The following is an 18,363-nucleotide window of genomic DNA, read 5'->3' as shown; positions in this document are numbered from 1 at the left end:
TCGCCGCCTTCGGGCATAAGCGTGATAAAATGGAATCTTCTATGGTGGTTTCGTCCTGGCTCAAGCGTCGTTTCATCCGGCCTGCGGCAATCGCGTTGCTGACGGGATGCTTCCCAACGCTTGTGCTCGCCCACCCGCATGTCTTTGCCGAAGCGCGGCTCGAGTTGACCGTCGCCCCGGACGGCACAGTGCAACAATTGGCCCATGTCTGGCGTTTCGACGACGTTTTCTCTTCAACCGTTCTGATGGAATTCGACAAGAATGGCGATCTTCAGCTCGACAAAAACGAGCTGATCGACCTCGGCCACGTCATCAATGGTTCAATTGCCGAATTCAAATATTTCCAGACCGTTCTGGACGACGGCAAAGATGTGAAAATGGCGAGGCCGACCGATCTTGCAGCAGATTTCACCGACAATCGCCTGCTCATAATATTCACGAGCAAGCCTGAAAAGCCTTTGAAACTCGCCGCTGGCCACAAGATCAGCTTCGGTGTCTATGACCCGACCTTCTATACCGCCATCGATTACATGAATGACAGCGATCTGGTCGTGAAAGGCCTGCCCCCAGGCTGCACCTCTAAGGTCGTGCGACCCAATCCGGATGAGGCCCTCGCCCAGAACCAGGCGACGTTGACCGATGCTTTCTTCAACGATCCGACAGGCACGGACATGTCGAAAATTTTCGCAACCCGTCTCGAAATTGATTGCGCAGCAAAAGGAAAGACAGGCTGATGAGAAAACCGGCTACCATCATTCTAACCCTTTGCCTTACGATGATTGTTGCGCAAGCCTATGCGCAGTCATCGCTCGGCATTGGCGCGAATGAGGTGGCGATGAAGCCGACTGGGCCTTTCGCGCATATCATCCTCTGGATGAACGAGCAGCAGCGCACGTTCTATCTCGCCATGACAAACGCGCTGAAAGCCATGCGCGAAGATCCTTGGCAGGCTTCGGTTCTGGTCGGGCTTTCCTTCGTCTACGGTATTTTTCATGCGGCAGGGCCTGGCCACGGCAAAGCCGTCATCTCCTCCTATATGATCGCCAATGAAACGGCGCTCCGGCGCGGCATCTTCCTGTCTTTCATTTCATCGCTTTTGCAGGCCATCATGGCGATTGCGGTCGTCGGTCTCGCATGGTTCCTGCTGCGCGGCACCGGCATTTCCATGAACCAGACCGCCCGCTACATGGAAATTGCGAGTTTTGCGCTTGTCCTGTTTTTCGGCCTCTGGCTTCTGCTGCGCAAACTGCCGCTGCTTTTCAAGAAGCGGGATGATGCAAGCCCCAGTCCGGCCTCGTCGCTTTTCGCTTCCGCGCCTGAACCCGCAATGGCATCCGGTCCGGCATGGCAGGGCAGTATTTCGCAAACCACACGAGCAGCAGCTGCCGGAAGCACGGTGAAACTCAGCTACAAGCCGGCCACCGCCACTGCAGCGGATCATATCTTCATCGGTGAAGCTGATGTGTGCGCCGCGTGCGGCAATGCCCATATCGCCGACCCGTCGACGCTCGGTGAAGATTTCAACTGGAAGACGGCCTGGTCGGCGATTTTATCGGTGGGCCTGCGCCCCTGCTCGGGTGCGCTGATCGTACTGACTTTCGCGCTGCTGAACGGCCTGATGATCGGCGGGCTTCTCTCGGTCTTCGCTATGGCGTTCGGTACATTCATCACCGTGGCTGCTCTCGCCACGCTGGCCGTCACCGCAAAGAATACGGCACTCAGATTTGCAGGCAGCAACGCCATGTCGGGACGCCTGAAGGCGGCAATCGAAGTCGCCGCCGCCTTGTTTATCGCACTGACTGGCGCATTGTTGCTCAGTGCTTCGCTGGTTGGTTAGTCCCTCTTCTGCCTTTTCGAACGCAGCCAGAAAATCGCGAAGAAGCCGAGAATGAAAACAATCGGGAAAATAATCGCCGCGATTTGCGAGCGCTCGCCCAACGCCAGCATGATGCTCGGCACGAAATAGGCAAGCACCCCGAAGCCGATCAGGATAATGGCGGCGGCGATTGCCGGATTGCTCTTCTTCGGTTCAGCCACGATCACGAAACTCCTCCAGCTTCTTCTTTTGCTGGCCGTCAATATCAAAGTTTTCCGGTGCAAGCCATGCCTGATAGGCTTTCTTCAAGACAGGCCATTCGCTGTCGAGAATGGAAAACCATGCCGTGTCGCGGTTCTTGCCCTTCGCCACCATATGCTGGCGAAAAATCCCCTCGAACGAAAAACCGAACCGCTCGGCAGCCCGCTTGGAAGGTCCATTTTCATTGTGACACTTCCACTCGTAGCGGCGATAGCCAAGCTCATCGAAAATATATTGCATGAACAGGAACTGGGCTTCGGTCGCAGCCGGTTTGCGCGAAATCAGCGGCCCCCAATAAATGCTACCGATCTCGATCACGCCATTTGTCGGATCGGTGCGCATCAGCGCCTGCCGCCCGGCCACCTTGCCGCTCGTCTTGTCGATCACCACGAAAAACAGCGGATCTTCGCTCTTTGCCACCTTTTCCAGCCAGGGTTCGAACTCTTCGCGGGTCGCGGGTGGAAATTCGAACAGCCAGGTGAAGCGCTGATCCGCATCGGCAACCGATGAAGCGGCGAAAAGTTCATCCCCATGCTTCTTCGGGTCCAGTGGTTCCAGCCGCACATAACGGCCCTCAAGCACTTTGCGTTCCGGCTTGGGGCGCGGCGTCCAGTTCTGCAAATCAGTCATGCAAATTCTCCCAACCGGGCAACAGGAGCACAAAACCTGATTTGCCGAAACCGGATTATTGTCCCCGCGTCATTTTTCCCGAATAGCCGCCCGATCGACTGAAACCGCCTTCACCAGCGCAACCACATGATCACCTGATCCGAAGGCCAATTCGTCTACCGAGCGCCGCGTCAGACGCGCACCGAGGCGACGCCCCTGAAAATCAAGCGAAACATAGGCATTCGGGCCGTCATTCGTCGTGATGGCGGTGACGGTCACCGGCAACACATTGCGGATGCTGATCGCTTCAGGCGCCTTGCGTGCAATGGAAACGTCACGCGCTCGCACACGTAGCCGCACATGCATATTCTGTTTCAGCCCTGCATCGCTGAGCTGGAACGACGCGCCGCCGAGATCGATTTCCGCCAGCTTGTAGCGATCATCATAGGACGAAACCGTCCCTTCCAGCAGCACCCCGCCGCCCTCGCCTTCCGCATCGATCAGGGGAAAGACATCCGCCGCCGCACCGCTTGCCGTAACCCGGCCAGCGGACAGAAGCACGATCTGATCGGCAAGCCGCGCCACTTCGTCGATTTCATGGCTCACATAAACAATCGGCACATGGCTTTCATCGCGAAGACGCTCGATAAAGGGAAGGATTTCCTGCCTGCGCGCATGATCGAGCGACGACAGCGGCTCGTCCAGCAAAAGCAGCGCCGGATCGGACAGCAGTGCCCGGCCAATGGCAACGCGCTGGCGTTCGCCGCCTGAAAGGGTTGATGGACGCCTATCGAGAAGAGGCTCGATACCAAGCAGCGCCACCACTTCATCGAAGCTGCGTGTAGCCTGTCTGTGCCCTGCCCAGCGCGCATAAGTCAGGTTGCGTTTGACGCTCATGTGCGGAAACAGCCGTGCTTCCTGAAACACGTAGCCGATGCGGCGCTTCTCAGGCGGCAGATTGACGCCTTTGGCAGCATCAAACAGCGTGAAGTCACCAACGGCAATGCGGCCGCTTTCCGGGCGCAAGGTTCCGGCAATCATTTTCAGAAGCGTCGTCTTGCCTGCGCCGGAATGGCCGAACAAAGCGGTCACGCCCCAGTCGGCGGCGAAATCGGCTTCAACAGGAAACCTGCCGTTGCGGCCCGTAATCGAAACAGCAAGCCCGCTCATTTCGTTGCTCCTGCAAGCCTGCGCTGCAGCCATTCGGAAAGCACCACGGCAACAATTGAAATGGCAGCGGATATGGCAATCAGACGGAATGCCTCGGCATCGCCGGACGGGGTCTGCATCAAGGCATAAATAGCAAGCGAAAGGGTCTGTGTTTCGCCCGGAATGTTGGACACGAATGTGATCGTAGCGCCAAATTCACCCAGGGCCTTGGCAAAGCCAAGGACTGCGCCTGCGAGCACACCGGGCAACAAGGGCGGCAGAATGACCGTGAAGAAGGCTGTGACGCGACTGGCGCCAAGTGTGCGCGCAGCTTCCTCAAGCCCGCGATCAAGCCCTTCTATCGAAAGTCGGATCGGGCGAACGAGCAGCGGGAACGCCATGATACCGGCAGCAAGTGCGGCGCCCGTCCAGCGAAAGGCAAAAGAAACGCCGAACCATTCCTGCAAAGGTGCACCAAAGGCACCGCGTGCGCCAAACAGGATCAAAAGCAGATAGCCCGTCACCACCGGCGGCAGGACCAGCGGCATAGTGACGATGGCCTGCGCCAGCGACTTGCCCGGAAAATTGAACCGAGCAAGAATCCAGGCGACGATGAAGGCGACCGGCAGCGCGACAATGATAGCTATTCCGGCAACCCGGAGCGACAGAGACACAATCTGCCAGACGTTACTCTCAATCATCTTTGGCCATCATTTATTCCGCAGCCTCCGCAGCTCCCACAAAGCCCTTGTCCTTGATGATCGCCTGACCGGCATCGCTTTCAAGGAAAGCAAGGAAAGCCTTGGCGGCATCGGTTTCGTTCTTCGCGACAAGTGCCGCCGGATAAAGGATCGGTGCATGGCTGGTTGCCGGGAAGCGATAGGCCTCAACCAGTTCCGGTGCCGCAGCGCGGTCCGACGCGTAAACGATGGCCGCCTTCACTTCTGCACGGCTGACATATTGCAGCGCAACACGAACATTCTCGGCAAAGACTGCGTTCTTCTCGACACCTTTCCAGATATCGAGCTTTTCAAGCGCTGCCTTGCCGTATTTTCCAGCCGGAACATTCGATGGATCGCCCATGGCGAAACGCCCCGCGCTCAACAGCTCCTTGGCGTCGCCCTTCGGCGTGTCCTTCTGCGTTGCAATCACCAGTGCGTTGCCAGCAATCACCTTACGGGAAGCCTTGTCGATGGCATCGGCCTTTTCGACATAATCCATCCAGTCAAGATCAGCGGAAATGAAAATCTGGGCTGGTGCACCCTGCTCGATCTGCTTGGCCAGAACCGAAGAAGAAGCAAACGACGCGACCACTTCAGTGCCATCCTTGGCTTTCATCTGCTTGGCGGCTTCTTCGATAACGTCTTTCATGCTGGCAGCGGCGAAAACAGTCACCTTCTCGGCAGCGTGGGCAACCGAAGCGGCACCCGCAGCAACGGTGATGAGAAATGCGGCGATCAGTTTTTTCATGAAAATCCTCCATATTGCCTGCAACAACAGGCAAACCATCATCCGCCGGAAAACCGGCGTTGTTCCTGTATGAGCATTGGAGATTCCGATGCCCCGACTTGCGATGATGGGTGTGATGGAGGCAAACGCGACCCGGATGCCGTCAAACCCTTGATGCACGGGCGTCCATGCAAAAGCCGCCCAAAATTCCGTAACGAATTCAGATCGTTCCGAAACCAGAGCCACCATAATGCGGTGAAATCCGTTTGACCAGCCCTGTGGGCGAACTGCGGCAATAGAGCATTTGCCGCAAAACTGCGTCAGCTACCGATGTGTTTGTGCGCCCCGCGCAATTCGGCGAGCTTCACCTGTTTCTGGCGTTCTGCATAACGTTCGCGATCTTCCGGCGTGCGTTCGTCATAGCAGCCGGCACAGGAAACGCCTTCCTCGAAAAACTGCGAAAGCTTGTCTTCCGGCGAAATAGGACGGCGACAGGCGCGGCAAAGTTCAACGTCGCTTTCGGCAAGGCCATGGCCCACGGCTACGCGTTCGTCGAACACGAAGCACTCGCCGTTCCACATGCTGTTTTCATGCGGGACTTCTTCAAGATATTTCAGGATACCGCCCTTGAGATGGAAGACATCGTCGAAACCGAGCCCCTTGACGAAGGCTGTCGCCTTTTCGCAACGAATTCCACCGGTGCAGAACATGGCAATCTTCTTGCCTTCCAGCTTGTCTCGGTTCTGCTCGACCCATTCGGGAAACTCGCGAAAAGTCTTGGTCTGGGGATCTAGTGCCCCTTCGAATGTGCCAATGGCATATTCGTAATCGTTGCGCGTATCGACCACGACAGTGTTCTCATCGGCAATCAGCGCGTTCCAGTCCTGAGGCGCGATATAGGTGCCAACGCTTTTCAGCGGATCGATGCCATCGACGCCCATGGTGACGATCTCTCGCTTCAGTCGCACCTTCATGCGATGGAACGGCATTTCGATCGCGTGGGAATATTTGAGTTCCGGCTGAGCCAGACCGGGGATGACTGTAATGTGCTGCACAAGCTTCTCAATAGCCTGTGCAGTGCCTGCAACCGTCCCGTTGATGCCTTCCGCCGCCAGAAGCAGTGTTCCCTTGATGCCATTCGAGCAGCAAAGCTTAGCCAACGGCTCGCGCAGGCTTTCATATTGCGGCAGTGGCGCAAAGCAATAAAGGGCGGCAACGGTGAAAGGCAGATTGCTCATCGGTTCTATCTTCTTTGAAAACTATCCCGCAACTAATCCCCACAAACCGCGAATTCAAGTCAACTTTATCCTCATGCGGCCAAGTAGCCTCAAAATCAGCCTCGAAAACCATCTTTTCGAGGAGAAGTACATGTTCGACAGTCAAACGACCGCAGCGCTGATGATGATGATGATGGCAAATGAGGTGGAAATCGACCCGGCGCCCTTGCTGGCAATTGCAGAAGTGGAAAGCGGCGGGCGGGCGCTGTTCGATGTCAACGGCAGCAGGGAACCGGCCATTCGGTTCGAGGGGCATTATTTCGAAACGGCCTGTCTGCACCGGTTGCTGGCCAGATACGCAATCCGAAATCGCAAGCCGCGCGCTGGGTCCTTCTTGAACGCGCGATGGGCTTGAGCAAAAAGGCGGCACTTGAATCCACGTCCTGGGGGCTCGGACAGGTGATGGGCGCGCATTGGGAATGGCTTGGCTATCGCACTATCGATGATCTCGTGGCGGAAGCACGCGGATCGGTTTCCGGTCAGGCGCGCCTCATGCTGCGCTACATCGAAAAGGCCGAGCTTCTTGAAGTGCTGAAAGTCCACGACTGGCGCGAATTCGCCCGACGCTATAACGGCCCGGCTTTTGCGCGCAACGAATATGACAAGCGCATGGCCGAAGCCTATCAGCGCTGGCAAAGGCAATTCGCCAATCTGAAAAGAGCCGCATGAACGTGATCCGTTGAGTGGTGGACAAACTGCCAAAGGGCATTTAGAGCGTTTCCTGTTTTAACGCAAACCGTTGGAACCGCTCTAATCGTTCACTTTGACGCATTTCCGAACGCAAAACCGTTTCACACTTTTGCTGGAAATGCTTTAAATCGATTTATCCACTCAAACAGCCGAGCAAGCCGATGTCCCAGAAAACCGATCTTCTCGTCCCCATCATGACAGGCCAGCCGGTCATTCCGGTTCTGTTGATCGACAAGGTGGAACATGCTGTTCCGCTGGCACGCGCGCTTGCCAAGGGCGGCTTGCCCGCCATCGAGATCACCTTGCGCACGGCAGCAGCGCTCGATGCCATTCGCGCGGTTGCATCGGAAGTGCCGGAAGCAATCGTTGGTGCTGGCACGATCCTCAACGCCAAACAATATGAGGATGCAGCGAAGGCAGGTTCGCGCTTCATCGTCAGCCCCGGCGCAACGAAATACATTGTCGCTGCCGCCAATGACAGCGACGTGCCGCTTCTGCCCGCAGCAATCACGCCAAGCGAGATGCTGGCGCTGCGCGAAGAAGGCTACACACATCTGAAATTCTTCCCGGCTGAACAGGCTGGCGGCGCGTCGTTCCTGAAAGCGCTGTCCTCACCGCTGGCCGGAACCTTCTTCTGCCCGACCGGCGGCATCAGCCTTGCCAACGCCAAGAGTTACCTGTCGCTGCCGAACGTCGTCTGCGTCGGCGGTTCCTGGGTCGCACCGAAAGAACTCGTCGAGGCCGGAGACTGGGATGCAATCACCGACCTTGCGAGCGAAGCGGCTGACCTGAAAGGCTGAACAAGAGCAGATAGAGCGGTTCCGGTTAAAACGGATTCGTGGAACTGCTCTATCTTTCTGTTCTTATGCGCATCTTTTTCGGATCGAAGCAGGATCAGAAATCAGTCCGGTGGACTGATTTCCCTGCGTAGGCGTTTCACACTTTTCGGGATGCGTTCTCGATACAAAAAGGGGCCTCGAAGGCCCCTTTTCTTTTGGTTTACTATCGTTTGTCCGGCGATCAGTTGGTTTCCGTGAACTTGGCCACTGTCAGGAAGGTAACGGCGTTGCCGCTGAACTGATTGGCGCGTTCGGTCGGCAGATCGCCGCGCTGGAAGCCTGCCGTGTAGACCATGGCCGGCGCGGAACGCAGTGCGTCGTTGCGGAGTACCGGGTTGGTCACCGGCACGGTGCTCGACACTGATTCCGTCGACATGGCGATTTCCGAAGTCGGCATCGCTGCTGGCTGAACAACTGCACGCGGCCTAGATTGGGCCTTGGCCACATAACGCCCGCCCTTTGCCGTCGTGCGGACACCTGTTTCGGCAGCCTTGCCAATCGCTGCAACCTGTTTATGAACTGCGGCAGACGCGGTGGCCGTCGGCTTTGCCGGTGCCGTGCGGGCAACCGAGGCCGTCTGCACAGCGGCCGGGGCTGGCTTCGGCGCGGCATTCGCTACCGGCTTGCTATCGTAATAATCATCGGAAGGCGGTGCGATCAATTCACCGATCTCGTCCTTCTTGGAAAGCAGGGCAAGCTGCGTATTGGCACGCGGCGCCTCCTTCGGCAGCGGAAACGCTGCCGTTTCACCCGGCTGAGGCACAGCCACATTGCCTGCATCGGCAACCTGTGTCGGTTCTGTCTGCTCGCCATTGACCAGCGCGGCAATTGCATCCTGACCACTGGCGGCAGGGTGTTCGCCCGGTCGCTCCGGACGCGCCGATGGAACCACGGCTGCTGCAAGCTGGACATTATCCGTCTCAAGCTGCGGGCGAGCGGACGGGATCGGCACAAAACCGTTCATCAATGGCGAAGGCGTACCGGCATCGGCAACCTGTACCGTGTTCGCATCCACGGCAGCGCGGGCAGCGGCTGCGGCATCGGCGGCAGGTTCGGCTGCGGCGAGCGCGACGGCATCCTGCGGCGCCATGGCCGGTTTGCGAGCCGGAATCGGAACATTTAGTGCGGCGACCGGAACTTCGGCAGCAGCCTGTGCCTGAGCATCAAGCCCGGTTTCCGGACGTGGCGCCTGCATCGGAAGCGGAGCATCGCGTGCAGGCAGGGCAGCGACCATGGTTTCACGCGGCTGCTGGACCGGTTCTTCCGGAACTGCGGCTGGTGCCTGACGTGCAGGCGCTGCGCGGGCCGGACGGGCAGTCGCCGGTGGGGCGCTTACATCGCCATTATCTTCTTCTTCGTCGGCACCGCCGCCGAACAGCGCACCAAACAGGCTCTTGCTGCGACGCGGTGCGGAATTGCTGGCCATCAGAATTTCGCCGCCGCCAGCCTTGCGCTTTTCGATCATGGCCAATGCCTGCTCATAGCCCGGCAACGGCTTGCCGTCCGCAGGAAGGTGAGCGGTCTTGCCATCCGGGAACAGGGCAAGCAGCTCGCGGCGGCTCATGCGCGGCCAGGAGCGAACATTGCCAACATCCATGTGTACGAACGGAGAACCGGAACGTGGATAATAGCCGACACCACCAATCTGATAGCGCATGCCGATGCCACGCAGCTTCGCAAGCGCAACGCCGGGAATGTAAAAGTCCATCGCGCGGCCAAGCATGTGCTGGCTCTTCTTGGCAACACCGCGTGTATTCGAACGCAGCATGGCGTTTGTGGCCGGAGAACGATAAGCGGAGACGACGGTGATATACTGGCTCGATCCGCTGGAACGATAAACCTGCCAGACCAGATCGAACAGGCGCGGGTCCATCTTGGTCGGCTCGTTACGACGCCAGTCGCGCAGAAAAACGTTCAGCTTTTTCAAGCCCTGAGCATCGAAGCGACCGTTTCGCTTGAAGACGATTTCCGCTTTTTCGCCGGTATGAACGTAATAGAGCTTGAGAGAACGGGTTTCGGCCGAAGCCTGCGAAGGAGACAGCGCCATGAGAACCGCAGCAGCGGCAAGGGCAGACGGAATGGACACAGATACCTTCATCTTGGCCTTCATTCCGGTCCAAGCCTTCGCAAAGCGCGCTTTAATGGTCGATATGCTGTTCATCGAATCGTATCGCCTTACCGTTTTTCCGCCGTCAGAGGCATTCTCCAGGCATCCCTTGGGACTTTCTTTGTGGTGTCACAAAAAGCCTGCGTCCCAGTTCCGCTCGAGCTCCGATTGTCGGATTTAATGGTTAATGGACGCTTAGTGAACAACAAATGAGGAAACACCATGGCAAAAAAGCCACACAGGTGCATCTATTTTCGCCATGGTTAAAAAATTATTAACAGTCTTTAATCGGCAACAGTACCTGCGCAGCGTGGCAGCCCATTCATTATAAACGCCTAAAATTCAAACAGTTAAGTACAGTTTCATCAGCCGGCAGCACGGTTGAAAGGGGTGGCTTCACCCACCTCGTCGATGCCCGGTCCCTTACCGGAAATCGACGCCACATCGATGCCATATTCCTTCAGCTTCCGGTAAAGCGTGGTTCTTCCAATGCCCAGACGCCGAGCGACTTCACTAATCTGGCCGTCATAATGAGCAATCGCGAAGCGGATCATTTCCTCCTCGGCTGCGGCAAGTGTGCGCACCTCGCCTTCCCCGTCGACCCCGCTGAACACGCCTGCCGGACCGCTCACACTTGGATCACGATCGACAAGGTTGAACCGGGCAGACTGCTGTGCAGCCCTCGCCTCAGTTCCCAAACCGATCTGAACGAAGTCAGCCGCTGTCAGTTCGCCAGTCTCGCAGAGAAGCACAGCCCGATAAACGGCATTTTTCAGTTCCCGCACATTGCCGGGCCAATGATAGGTCTTCAGCTTTTCAAGCGCGTGGGTGGTGATACCGGTGATATGCCCCATCCGCTCTTCGCTGACATAGCGCATCATGAACTGATGCAGCAGGATAGGGATGTCCTCGAGCCGGTTGCGCAGAGGCGGCATAGCCACGGCAAACGAGCCGAGCAGATGGTAAAGCCCGGCATGGAAGCGCCCCATATGGACGAGATCAGCCAAGGGGCGGCTGTTCGATGCCATGATACGGGCATTGGAAAGCCCGCGCTCGCTTCCCCCGCCAGTTTCGAACTGACCGGACTGCATCGCAGCAAAAAGCTTAATCTGCGTGTGGCGCGGCAGCGCGCCGACTTCATCAAGAAACAGCGTGCCACCATCGGCTTCTATAAGCTTGCCGAGACTGCGGATGGCATCGTCCTCGCGGCGATCACGCCGCGCCGCCGAAACACCGAAAAAGATTTCATCGGCATTCTCCACGGTCAAGGAGCGGCAATCGACGGTCACGAAAGGGCCGCGCCAGCGCGCACCGCCGCTGCAAATGGCACGTGCCAGCGTTTCCTTGCCGCTGCCGGGTTCTCCTTCGATCAGAAGCGGCGCATCCAGCGCCGAAGCCCGCCGTGCCAGAATGCTGACCCGCTCCATTTCCGGACTCTTGATCGCCATATCGGAAAGTGACAAATGCGCTTTCAAGGATGACCGGGCCCGGTGAATTTCCTGTGTCAGCGCGTCGATCTTCAGGACATTGGAAACAGACACCTGCACGCGCTCAAAGGCGACGGGCTTGGTCACGAAATCGACCGCACCCATTTTCATTGCGTGCAAAACCGGCTGGAGATCATCATTTTGGACGAGAACGATAACAGGAACGGCGTTGCCAGCTTCGCGCATCCGTCGCAAAACGGTTAAGCCATCCATATCCGGCATCGACAGATCGAGCAACATCAGGACGATGTCCTTACGCTGGCTTACAAAGCCAAGCGCGCTTGCACCGCCATCTGCAAGGATAGTGCGATAGCCCATGCGCATGACTATCGCTTCGAGATTGCGTCGATGAATCGGATCGTCATCCGCTATGAGTATGCGCGTGCCCATTAATAGCTATTATCAACCTATGGAGTTCCCGCGCCCAAAATACTTAAACAGTTTAAATGTCTCATATTCCAGGCGTGTTATTTGGGGCCAAGCGTTCAACGAATGCAAGGTGCTAAAATGTGCCTTAGTGTCCCATTCACAAAATTTGTATCCTGAATCCACTTCTGATCTGCCATTTGTTTTCCTGTAGCCCATCGCCCCGGCAAGCTGTCACAAAATTCGAAGCGCTTTTTCCACCTCTTGGCGATCCTGACAAGACATGCGAGAAGGAACCTAATAGAGCAGTTCCGGCTAACGCGAAATCGTGGAACCGCTCTATCTCTTTGTTTGTACGCATTGTCCGACGCAAAACCGCTTCGCACTTTTGGCTCGGAAATGCTCTTGGAGAATGTTCATGACCCGCTTTTCAGAATCCGTTTCCTTCAACAAGATTTTGCGCGCGCCTGCCGGTGATGCGGTTGCCACCGAAAAGACTGGCCTCGGCAACCTGCCGGAATGGAATCTGGCTGACCTTTATCCTTCTGCGGACAGCGCCAAGCTGAAGAACGATATCGAAAAGGCAATGAAGGACGCGGCAGCTTTTGAGAAGCGCTGGAAAGGCACACTTGGCGATGAAGCAGCCAAGACCAACGGCGGTAACTTTGCTGACGCAATCAAGGAATTCGAAGCGCTGGATGAGCTGATGGGCCGTATCGGCTCCTTTGCAGGCCTCTATTATTATGGCGACACGACCGATCCGAAGCGTATGAAACTTTTCGGCGATATGCAGCAAAAGTTGACCGACGCCAGCACTCATCTCATTTTCTTCGGCCTGGAGCTGAACCGCATCGATGATGCGGTGCTCGAAAAGGCGATGAGCGATAATGCAGCCATCGGCCACTACCGCCCATGGCTCACCGATCTGCGCATGGACAAGCCATATCAGCTCGATGACAGACTGGAGCAGCTCTTCCACGAAAAGTCGATCACCGGCTACAGCGCCTGGAACCGGCTGTTCGATGAAACCATGTCGAGCCTGCGCTTTGAAGTCGACGGCGAAGAACTGGCCATTGAGCAGACGCTCAACATGCTTCAGGATGTCGATGGTGCTGTGCGCAAAAAGGCATCGGAAGCCCTCGCCAAAACTTTCAGCGCAAATCTGCGCACTTTCACGCTGATCACAAACACGCTGGCCAAGGACAAGGAAATTTCCGATCGCTGGCGCGGTTTTCAGGACATCGCCGACAGCCGCCACCTCGCCAACCGCGTCGAGCGGGACGTTGTGGATGCTCTCGCCAAGGCTGTCGAGGACGCCTATCCACGCCTTTCACACCGTTATTACGCCCTGAAAGCCAAATGGCTTGGCCTCGAAAAACTTGAAAACTGGGATCGCAACGCGCCGCTGCCGGAAACGCCGCAAGCGCTGATCCCTTGGGATGACGCGCGCGAAACCGTGCTTTCCGCCTATGGCAATTTTGCTCCGGAAATGGCTGCGATTGCCAGGGATTTCTTCGACAGGAACTGGATCGACGCGCCGGTTCGTCCCGGCAAGGCGCCGGGCGCTTTTGCGCATCCGACCGTTCCGTCGGCGCATCCTTACGTGCTTCTCAACTATATGGGCAAGCCGCGCGATGTGATGACGCTGGCACATGAGCTGGGCCACGGCGTGCATCAGGTTCTGGCGGGTGGTCAGGGCGCGCTGATGGCGTCAACGCCGCTGACGCTTGCTGAAACTGCATCCGTGTTTGGCGAAATGCTGACTTTCCGCTCGCTTCTGGAGCGCACGAAAGACAAGCGCGAACGCAAGGCCATGCTGGCACAGAAGGCCGAGGACATGATCAATACGGTCGTGCGCCAGATTGCCTTCTACCAGTTCGAGCGCCGCATCCACACCGAGCGCCGCGAAGGCGAACTGACTGCCGAACGCATCGGCGAAATCTGGATGGATGTGCAGCGCGAAAGCCTTGGCGATGCAGTCAATCTCAATTCAGGTTACGAGACCTTCTGGACCTACATCCCGCATTTCATCCATTCGCCGTTCTATGTCTATGCCTATGCTTTTGGCGATTGCCTGGTGAACTCGCTCTATGCGGTCTACCAGAACTCGGAAAAGGGCTTCCAGCAGAAATATTTCGATATGCTGAAGGCTGGCGGCACCAAACATCATAAGGAATTGCTTGCACCGTTTGGTCTGGATGCGAGCGACCCGGATTTCTGGGGCAAAGGCCTGTCGGTGATTGAAGGCATTATCGACGAGCTTGAAGCCATGGAAGACTGAGCACTTGCGTGACGCACCAAAGCAATAAGCCGCTTATCCTGTTCCGGGATGACAAGGCGGGCCGCGATGTGCTTTTCACGGCCCCCTCATCGATCATCCGCGCCGACACGCCGGATGAGTTCGAACCCGCATGGAATGCGATACAGAAAGCCCACGACGCCGGGAAATGGCTTGCGGGTTATCTCTCCTATGAAGCTGGCTATCTTCTCGAGCCCAAGCTGAAACCGCTCCTGCCCGAGGGTCGCAGCGCACCGCTCCTTTGCTTCGGTGTGTTCGATGGCCCTTCCGACCAGCGCATGCACGGTCGCAGTGAAGACAATGCCACCTTTCTGCGTACGCGCATCGCGCAATGGTCGTTTGACGACTACGCGCCGCGTTTCGAGCGACTTCACCGCCATCTGCGCGAAGGCGACTGCTATCAGGGCAATCTCACCTTTCCGATCCGTGCCGAATGGAGCGGCGACCCGCTGATCCTTTTCAATATGCTCGCGAAGCGTCAGCCGGTCCGCTACGCGGCCTATTGTGATCTCGGTGGACCCATTGTCCTGTCGCGCTCGCCAGAGCTTTTCTTCGAAGTCGACGGTGACGGCTGGATTGAGACGCATCCGATGAAAGGCACCATGCCGCGCGGTGCAACGCCCGACGAAGACGAACAGAACCGTCAGTTTCTGCTGAACGATCCGAAGAACCAGGCCGAAAACCGTATGATCGTTGATCTCCTGCGCAACGACATTTCGCTGATCAGCGAAGTGGGATCATTGGACGTGCCGGAATTGTTTCGCGTAGAAACCTATCCCACCGTACACCAGTTGATCAGTCGTGTACGGGCCAGACTGAACGAAAACCTGCCGCTGCGCACGCTTTTTGCCGCTCTTTTCCCTTGCGGTTCAATCACCGGCGCACCCAAGATCAGCGCAATGGAAATCCTCCACGAACTGGAAACCGGGCCGCGCGATATTTATTGTGGTTCGCTAGGCTGGATCGAGCCAAGCGGGCGGATGCGTTTCAACGTTGCTATTCGCACGATCTCGCTTCTGGATGAAAATCGTGCGATCTTCAATGTCGGGGGCGGCGTGGTCTTCGATTCCACAGCGCAAGCGGAGTACGAGGAATGTCTTCTGAAAGCACGGTTCGCAGCTCTAACCAGCCAGACGGAGCTGAAGTCGTTTTGATAGAGCCGGATTACCAGTTGATCGAAACCATGCGCTGGGAACCGCTTTCCGGCGTTCTGCGTTTCGATCTGCACATGGCGCGCCTCGAGAATTCCGCCCGTGAACTTGGGTTTTCCTGCAATATGGAAGCCATCCGGCAGAAGGTTGCGGAAAGCGGAACCGGCGAGCAGGCCCTGAAGCTGCGCCTGACACTTGCACCCGACGGGGTCGCTACGGTCTCCAGTATTCCTTACGAACCGCTGGCATCCCAGACGATCTGGCGGATCGCAATTGCTCATACGCATCTCGATCACAACGATCACCTGTTGCGCCACAAGACGACGCGACGGCAGGCATATATCGCGGCGCGCGAAGAATATTCTCCGGCGGAGATAGACGAAGTCATCCTGCTCAATGATCGCGGCGAAGTCTGCGAAGGAACCATCACGTCGATATTTCTCGATGGCGGTGGCACAACCTGCATGACGCCCGCGCTTTCGTGCGGCCTTCTGGACGGAGTGCTGCGCCGCGAATTGCTGAAAAACAGCGTAGTCGAAGAGGGTATAGTTACCCTCGACGCCATCAAGAATGCGCGCAATATTCTCGTCGGCAATTCGCTGCGTGGCATGATCCGGGCGAAGCTGGTCGAAGGCTGAAATCCTAAAAGCCATTAAACATGTATCGATGTCATAGGCTTGTGACGTTTCTTTCTTTCTATGAAGTTGTGTTATCGTTCCCGCACATAAGCTAAAGCGGGGTAAGGATAACCCGACGTCGCAATTGTGCGGCTACCAAGAGGAAGAAAATGGCGAAAGCGAAATGGCAAGTCTATGGCGAGATAACCGGCCCCGTCATCATGATCGGCTTTGGGTCGATCGGGCGCGGTACCCTGCCGCTGATTGAACGTCATTTCAAATTCGACCAATCACGTATGGTCGTGATCGATCCAAGCGAAGCCAATCGCAAGATCCTCGATGACAAGGGTATTCGCTTCATCAAGGAAGCGATCACCAAGGATAATTACAAGAAAATCCTCGGTCCTTTGCTGACGGAAACGGAAGGTCAGCCTTTCGTCGTCAACCTTTCGGTCGATACCGGATCACTCGACCTTATGCGTTTTAGTCGCGAGCATGGCGCCCTCTATATCGACACCGTGGTGGAACCCTGGCTCGGCTTCTATTTCGATGAAGAAGCCGACAATGCCTCGCGCACCAACTATGCGCTGCGCGAAACGGTTCGTACCGAAAAGCGCAAGAACCCAGGCGGATCGACCGCCGTTTCCTGCTGCGGCGCCAATCCGGGCATGGTGTCGTGGTTCGTCAAAAAGGCGCTCGTCAACCTTGCGACCGAACTGAAACTCGATTTCACCGAACCTGCGGTGGATGATCGTCACGGCTGGGCGAAGCTGATGAAGAAGGCTGGCGTCAAGGGTATCCACATCGCGGAACGCGATACCCAACGCGCCAGGGAGCCGAAGCCTTTCAACACGTTCTGGAACACGTGGTCTGTGGAAGGTTTCATTGCCGAAGGCCTGCAACCGGCAGAGCTTGGCTGGGGCAGCCATGAAAAATGGATGCCCAAGAACGCCCGCAAGCAGAAGAAGGGCAACAAGGCCGCGATCTTCCTCGAACAGCCCGGCGGTAATACCCGTATTCGGACATGGTGTCCGACGCTCGGTGCGCAATATGGCCTGCTGGTCACCCACAATGAAGCGATCTCCATCGCCGATTTTTTCACGCTGCGCGACAAAAAGGGCAAGCTCGACTTCCGCCTGACCTGCCATTACGCCTATCATCCAAGCAACGATGCCATTCTGGCACTTGACGAGATGTTCGGTGCGAGCGGCAAGGCGCAACCTGTCCAGCACGTTCTGGAAGAACATGAAATTCTGGACGGCAGCGACGAACTTGGTGTTCTGCTCTATGGCCATGACAAGAACGCTTACTGGTACGGCTCGCAGCTGACCGTTGATGATGCGCGCAATCTTGCTCCCTATCAGAACGCGACTGGCCTGCAGGTTTCTTCAGCCGTTCTGGCAGGTATGGTCTGGGCACTGGAAAACCCGAGAAGCGGCATCGTCGACACCGATGAAATGGATTACCGCCGCTGCCTTGAAGTCCAGATGCAATATCTCGGCCCCGTGAATGGCTATTACACCGACTGGACGCCACTGGACGGCCGGGGTCATTTGTTCAAGGAAGACCTTGACACAAAGGATCCGTGGCAGTTCCGGAATATTCTCGTTCGTTAAACTGAAACAACTGCCCGACAAAAATCGGGCAGTTTTCATTGCGGCAGTTTCGCAACAATCGCGTAATCCTCACAATGAGGGCTTGTTTTCGTGCAAGTTTCAATACATCAAACTAATCATCCCCGAGCGGTTCCAATCAGCACGGAATCGTTGAAGCCGCTCTAATTACTTGGTTTTAAGCATTTCAGGCGCCAGCCATTTCACAGTTCTGGCTCGGAAATGCTCTAATGGAGAGCTTGGATATGAAACGCTTCCGCATCATTGCCCCTCTTGCAGTCATGTCGCTGGCGTTGGCCGCGTGTGAAACGACCGGTCCGGTCGGCGGCAATGTTCCGACTGTCTCTCGCGGTCCGGCTGGCATCGAAGGTAGCTGGGTCGATCCAAACGGCATCGTCTCGTCGTTCAATGGCGGTATTTTCGAGACCCGTGCCACCGACACGAATGAGAAGCTTGCCGAGGGCAACTACCGTTACCAGTCGCCGCAGCTTGTCGAAATCGACATGCGCTCCATCGTGCGTGGCACGTCGTCGAAAGTGAACTGCGCGCTCGTCTCGCCGACGCAGCTCAACTGCACGTCGTCATCGGGTTCCCGCTTCTCCCTGACACGCAAGGCGGTCGGGTAAGCACCCG

Annotated in this window: 16 protein-coding genes and 1 pseudogene; 9 read left to right on the top strand and 8 right to left on the bottom strand. The window is 56.8% G+C overall.

Going from position 1 to position 18,363, the window contains the following annotated elements; translation table 11 throughout:
- The first annotated feature begins 29 nt into the window (after window positions 1-29).
- Both CQZ93_RS16880 and CQZ93_RS16875 read left to right on the top strand, forming a co-directional pair.
- Window positions 30-734 (top strand): DUF1007 family protein, encoded by a 705-nt coding sequence (locus CQZ93_RS16880; RefSeq protein ID WP_105543779.1) that lies wholly within the window; start codon window positions 30-32, stop codon window positions 732-734.
- Complete coding sequence (locus tag CQZ93_RS16875; protein ID WP_105543778.1) at window positions 734-1,837, top strand: nickel/cobalt transporter; 1,104 nt, start codon at window positions 734-736, stop codon at window positions 1,835-1,837. Before CQZ93_RS16880 ends, CQZ93_RS16875 begins: the two co-directional genes overlap by 1 nt.
- Here CQZ93_RS16875 and CQZ93_RS16870 read toward each other — a convergent pair.
- The 6 genes from CQZ93_RS16870 to trhO all read right to left on the bottom strand — a co-directional run bounded on the left by CQZ93_RS16870 (window position 1,834) and on the right by trhO (window position 6,522).
- A complete protein-coding gene (locus CQZ93_RS16870) occupies window positions 1,834-2,043 on the bottom strand; it encodes a hypothetical protein (RefSeq protein WP_105543777.1) in 210 nt (69 codons plus the stop codon). The genes CQZ93_RS16875 and CQZ93_RS16870 overlap by 4 nt on opposite strands.
- Entirely contained in the window at window positions 2,030-2,707 is a 678-nt protein-coding gene (locus CQZ93_RS16865; protein ID WP_105543776.1) for a GNAT family N-acetyltransferase, read from the bottom strand. Before CQZ93_RS16865 ends, CQZ93_RS16870 begins: the two co-directional genes overlap by 14 nt.
- Before the next feature lie 69 nt (window positions 2,708-2,776).
- Window positions 2,777-3,856: a molybdenum ABC transporter ATP-binding protein gene (gene modC / locus CQZ93_RS16860; RefSeq protein WP_105543775.1), complete on the bottom strand. Its 1,080-nt coding sequence runs from the start codon at window positions 3,854-3,856 to the stop codon at window positions 2,777-2,779.
- Entirely contained in the window at window positions 3,853-4,536 is a 684-nt protein-coding gene (modB, locus tag CQZ93_RS16855) for a molybdate ABC transporter permease subunit (protein WP_105543774.1), read from the bottom strand. The genes modC and modB overlap by 4 nt, the downstream gene beginning before the upstream one ends.
- Before the next feature lie 13 nt (window positions 4,537-4,549).
- Window positions 4,550-5,305, bottom strand: coding sequence for a molybdate ABC transporter substrate-binding protein (gene modA, locus CQZ93_RS16850; protein ID WP_105543773.1), 756 nt, complete (start codon window positions 5,303-5,305; stop codon window positions 4,550-4,552).
- A 299-nt stretch (window positions 5,306-5,604) separates the two neighbouring features.
- Window positions 5,605-6,522: an oxygen-dependent tRNA uridine(34) hydroxylase TrhO gene (gene trhO, locus CQZ93_RS16840; protein WP_105543772.1), complete on the bottom strand. Its 918-nt coding sequence runs from the start codon at window positions 6,520-6,522 to the stop codon at window positions 5,605-5,607.
- A gap of 73 nt (window positions 6,523-6,595) precedes the next feature.
- Here trhO and CQZ93_RS16835 point away from each other — a divergent pair.
- Window positions 6,596-7,230 (top strand): annotated as a pseudogene (locus CQZ93_RS16835) (N-acetylmuramidase family protein).
- Window positions 7,231-7,412: 182 nt separating this feature from the next.
- Window positions 7,413-8,051 carry a 2-dehydro-3-deoxy-phosphogluconate aldolase gene (locus CQZ93_RS16830; RefSeq protein WP_105543771.1) on the top strand — a complete coding sequence of 213 codons (639 nt, stop codon included), beginning with the start codon at window positions 7,413-7,415 and terminating at the stop codon, window positions 8,049-8,051.
- A gap of 220 nt (window positions 8,052-8,271) precedes the next feature.
- Here the strand turns inward: CQZ93_RS16830 and CQZ93_RS16825 are convergent, their stop codons facing one another.
- Window positions 8,272-10,251: a peptidoglycan L,D-endopeptidase MepK gene (locus CQZ93_RS16825; protein ID WP_422616100.1), complete on the bottom strand. Its 1,980-nt coding sequence runs from the start codon at window positions 10,249-10,251 to the stop codon at window positions 8,272-8,274.
- 311 nt (window positions 10,252-10,562) lie between these two features.
- Window positions 10,563-12,074: a sigma-54-dependent transcriptional regulator gene (locus CQZ93_RS16820; protein WP_105543770.1), complete on the bottom strand. Its 1,512-nt coding sequence runs from the start codon at window positions 12,072-12,074 to the stop codon at window positions 10,563-10,565.
- Window positions 12,075-12,468: 394 nt separating this feature from the next.
- Between CQZ93_RS16820 and CQZ93_RS16815 the strand changes: the two genes are divergently transcribed.
- The 5 genes from CQZ93_RS16815 to omp10 all read left to right on the top strand — a co-directional run bounded on the left by CQZ93_RS16815 (window position 12,469) and on the right by omp10 (window position 18,356).
- The gene (locus CQZ93_RS16815) at window positions 12,469-14,331 is read left to right on the top strand and encodes a M3 family oligoendopeptidase (protein ID WP_105543769.1); all 1,863 of its coding nucleotides are present in this window, start codon (window positions 12,469-12,471) and stop codon (window positions 14,329-14,331) included.
- 8 nt (window positions 14,332-14,339) lie between these two features.
- A complete protein-coding gene (locus CQZ93_RS16810) occupies window positions 14,340-15,503 on the top strand; it encodes an aminodeoxychorismate synthase component I (RefSeq protein WP_105543768.1) in 1,164 nt (387 codons plus the stop codon).
- Window positions 15,443-16,138, top strand: coding sequence for an aminotransferase class IV family protein (locus CQZ93_RS16805; protein ID WP_105543767.1), 696 nt, complete (start codon window positions 15,443-15,445; stop codon window positions 16,136-16,138). Before CQZ93_RS16810 ends, CQZ93_RS16805 begins: the two co-directional genes overlap by 61 nt.
- A 149-nt stretch (window positions 16,139-16,287) precedes the next feature.
- The gene (locus CQZ93_RS16800; protein ID WP_105543766.1) at window positions 16,288-17,733 is read left to right on the top strand and encodes a homospermidine synthase; all 1,446 of its coding nucleotides are present in this window, start codon (window positions 16,288-16,290) and stop codon (window positions 17,731-17,733) included.
- Between the two features lie 242 nt (window positions 17,734-17,975).
- Window positions 17,976-18,356 carry an outer membrane lipoprotein Omp10 gene (omp10, locus tag CQZ93_RS16795; protein WP_105545181.1) on the top strand — a complete coding sequence of 127 codons (381 nt, stop codon included), beginning with the start codon at window positions 17,976-17,978 and terminating at the stop codon, window positions 18,354-18,356.
- Window positions 18,357-18,363 lie beyond the last annotated feature (7 nt).

It is taken from the genome of Ochrobactrum vermis, assembly GCF_002975205.1.
GTDB lineage: Bacteria > Pseudomonadota > Alphaproteobacteria > Rhizobiales > Rhizobiaceae > Brucella > Brucella vermis.
The sequence above is the reverse complement of the archived record's forward strand: the minus strand, read 5'-3'. Positions and strand labels throughout refer to the sequence as shown.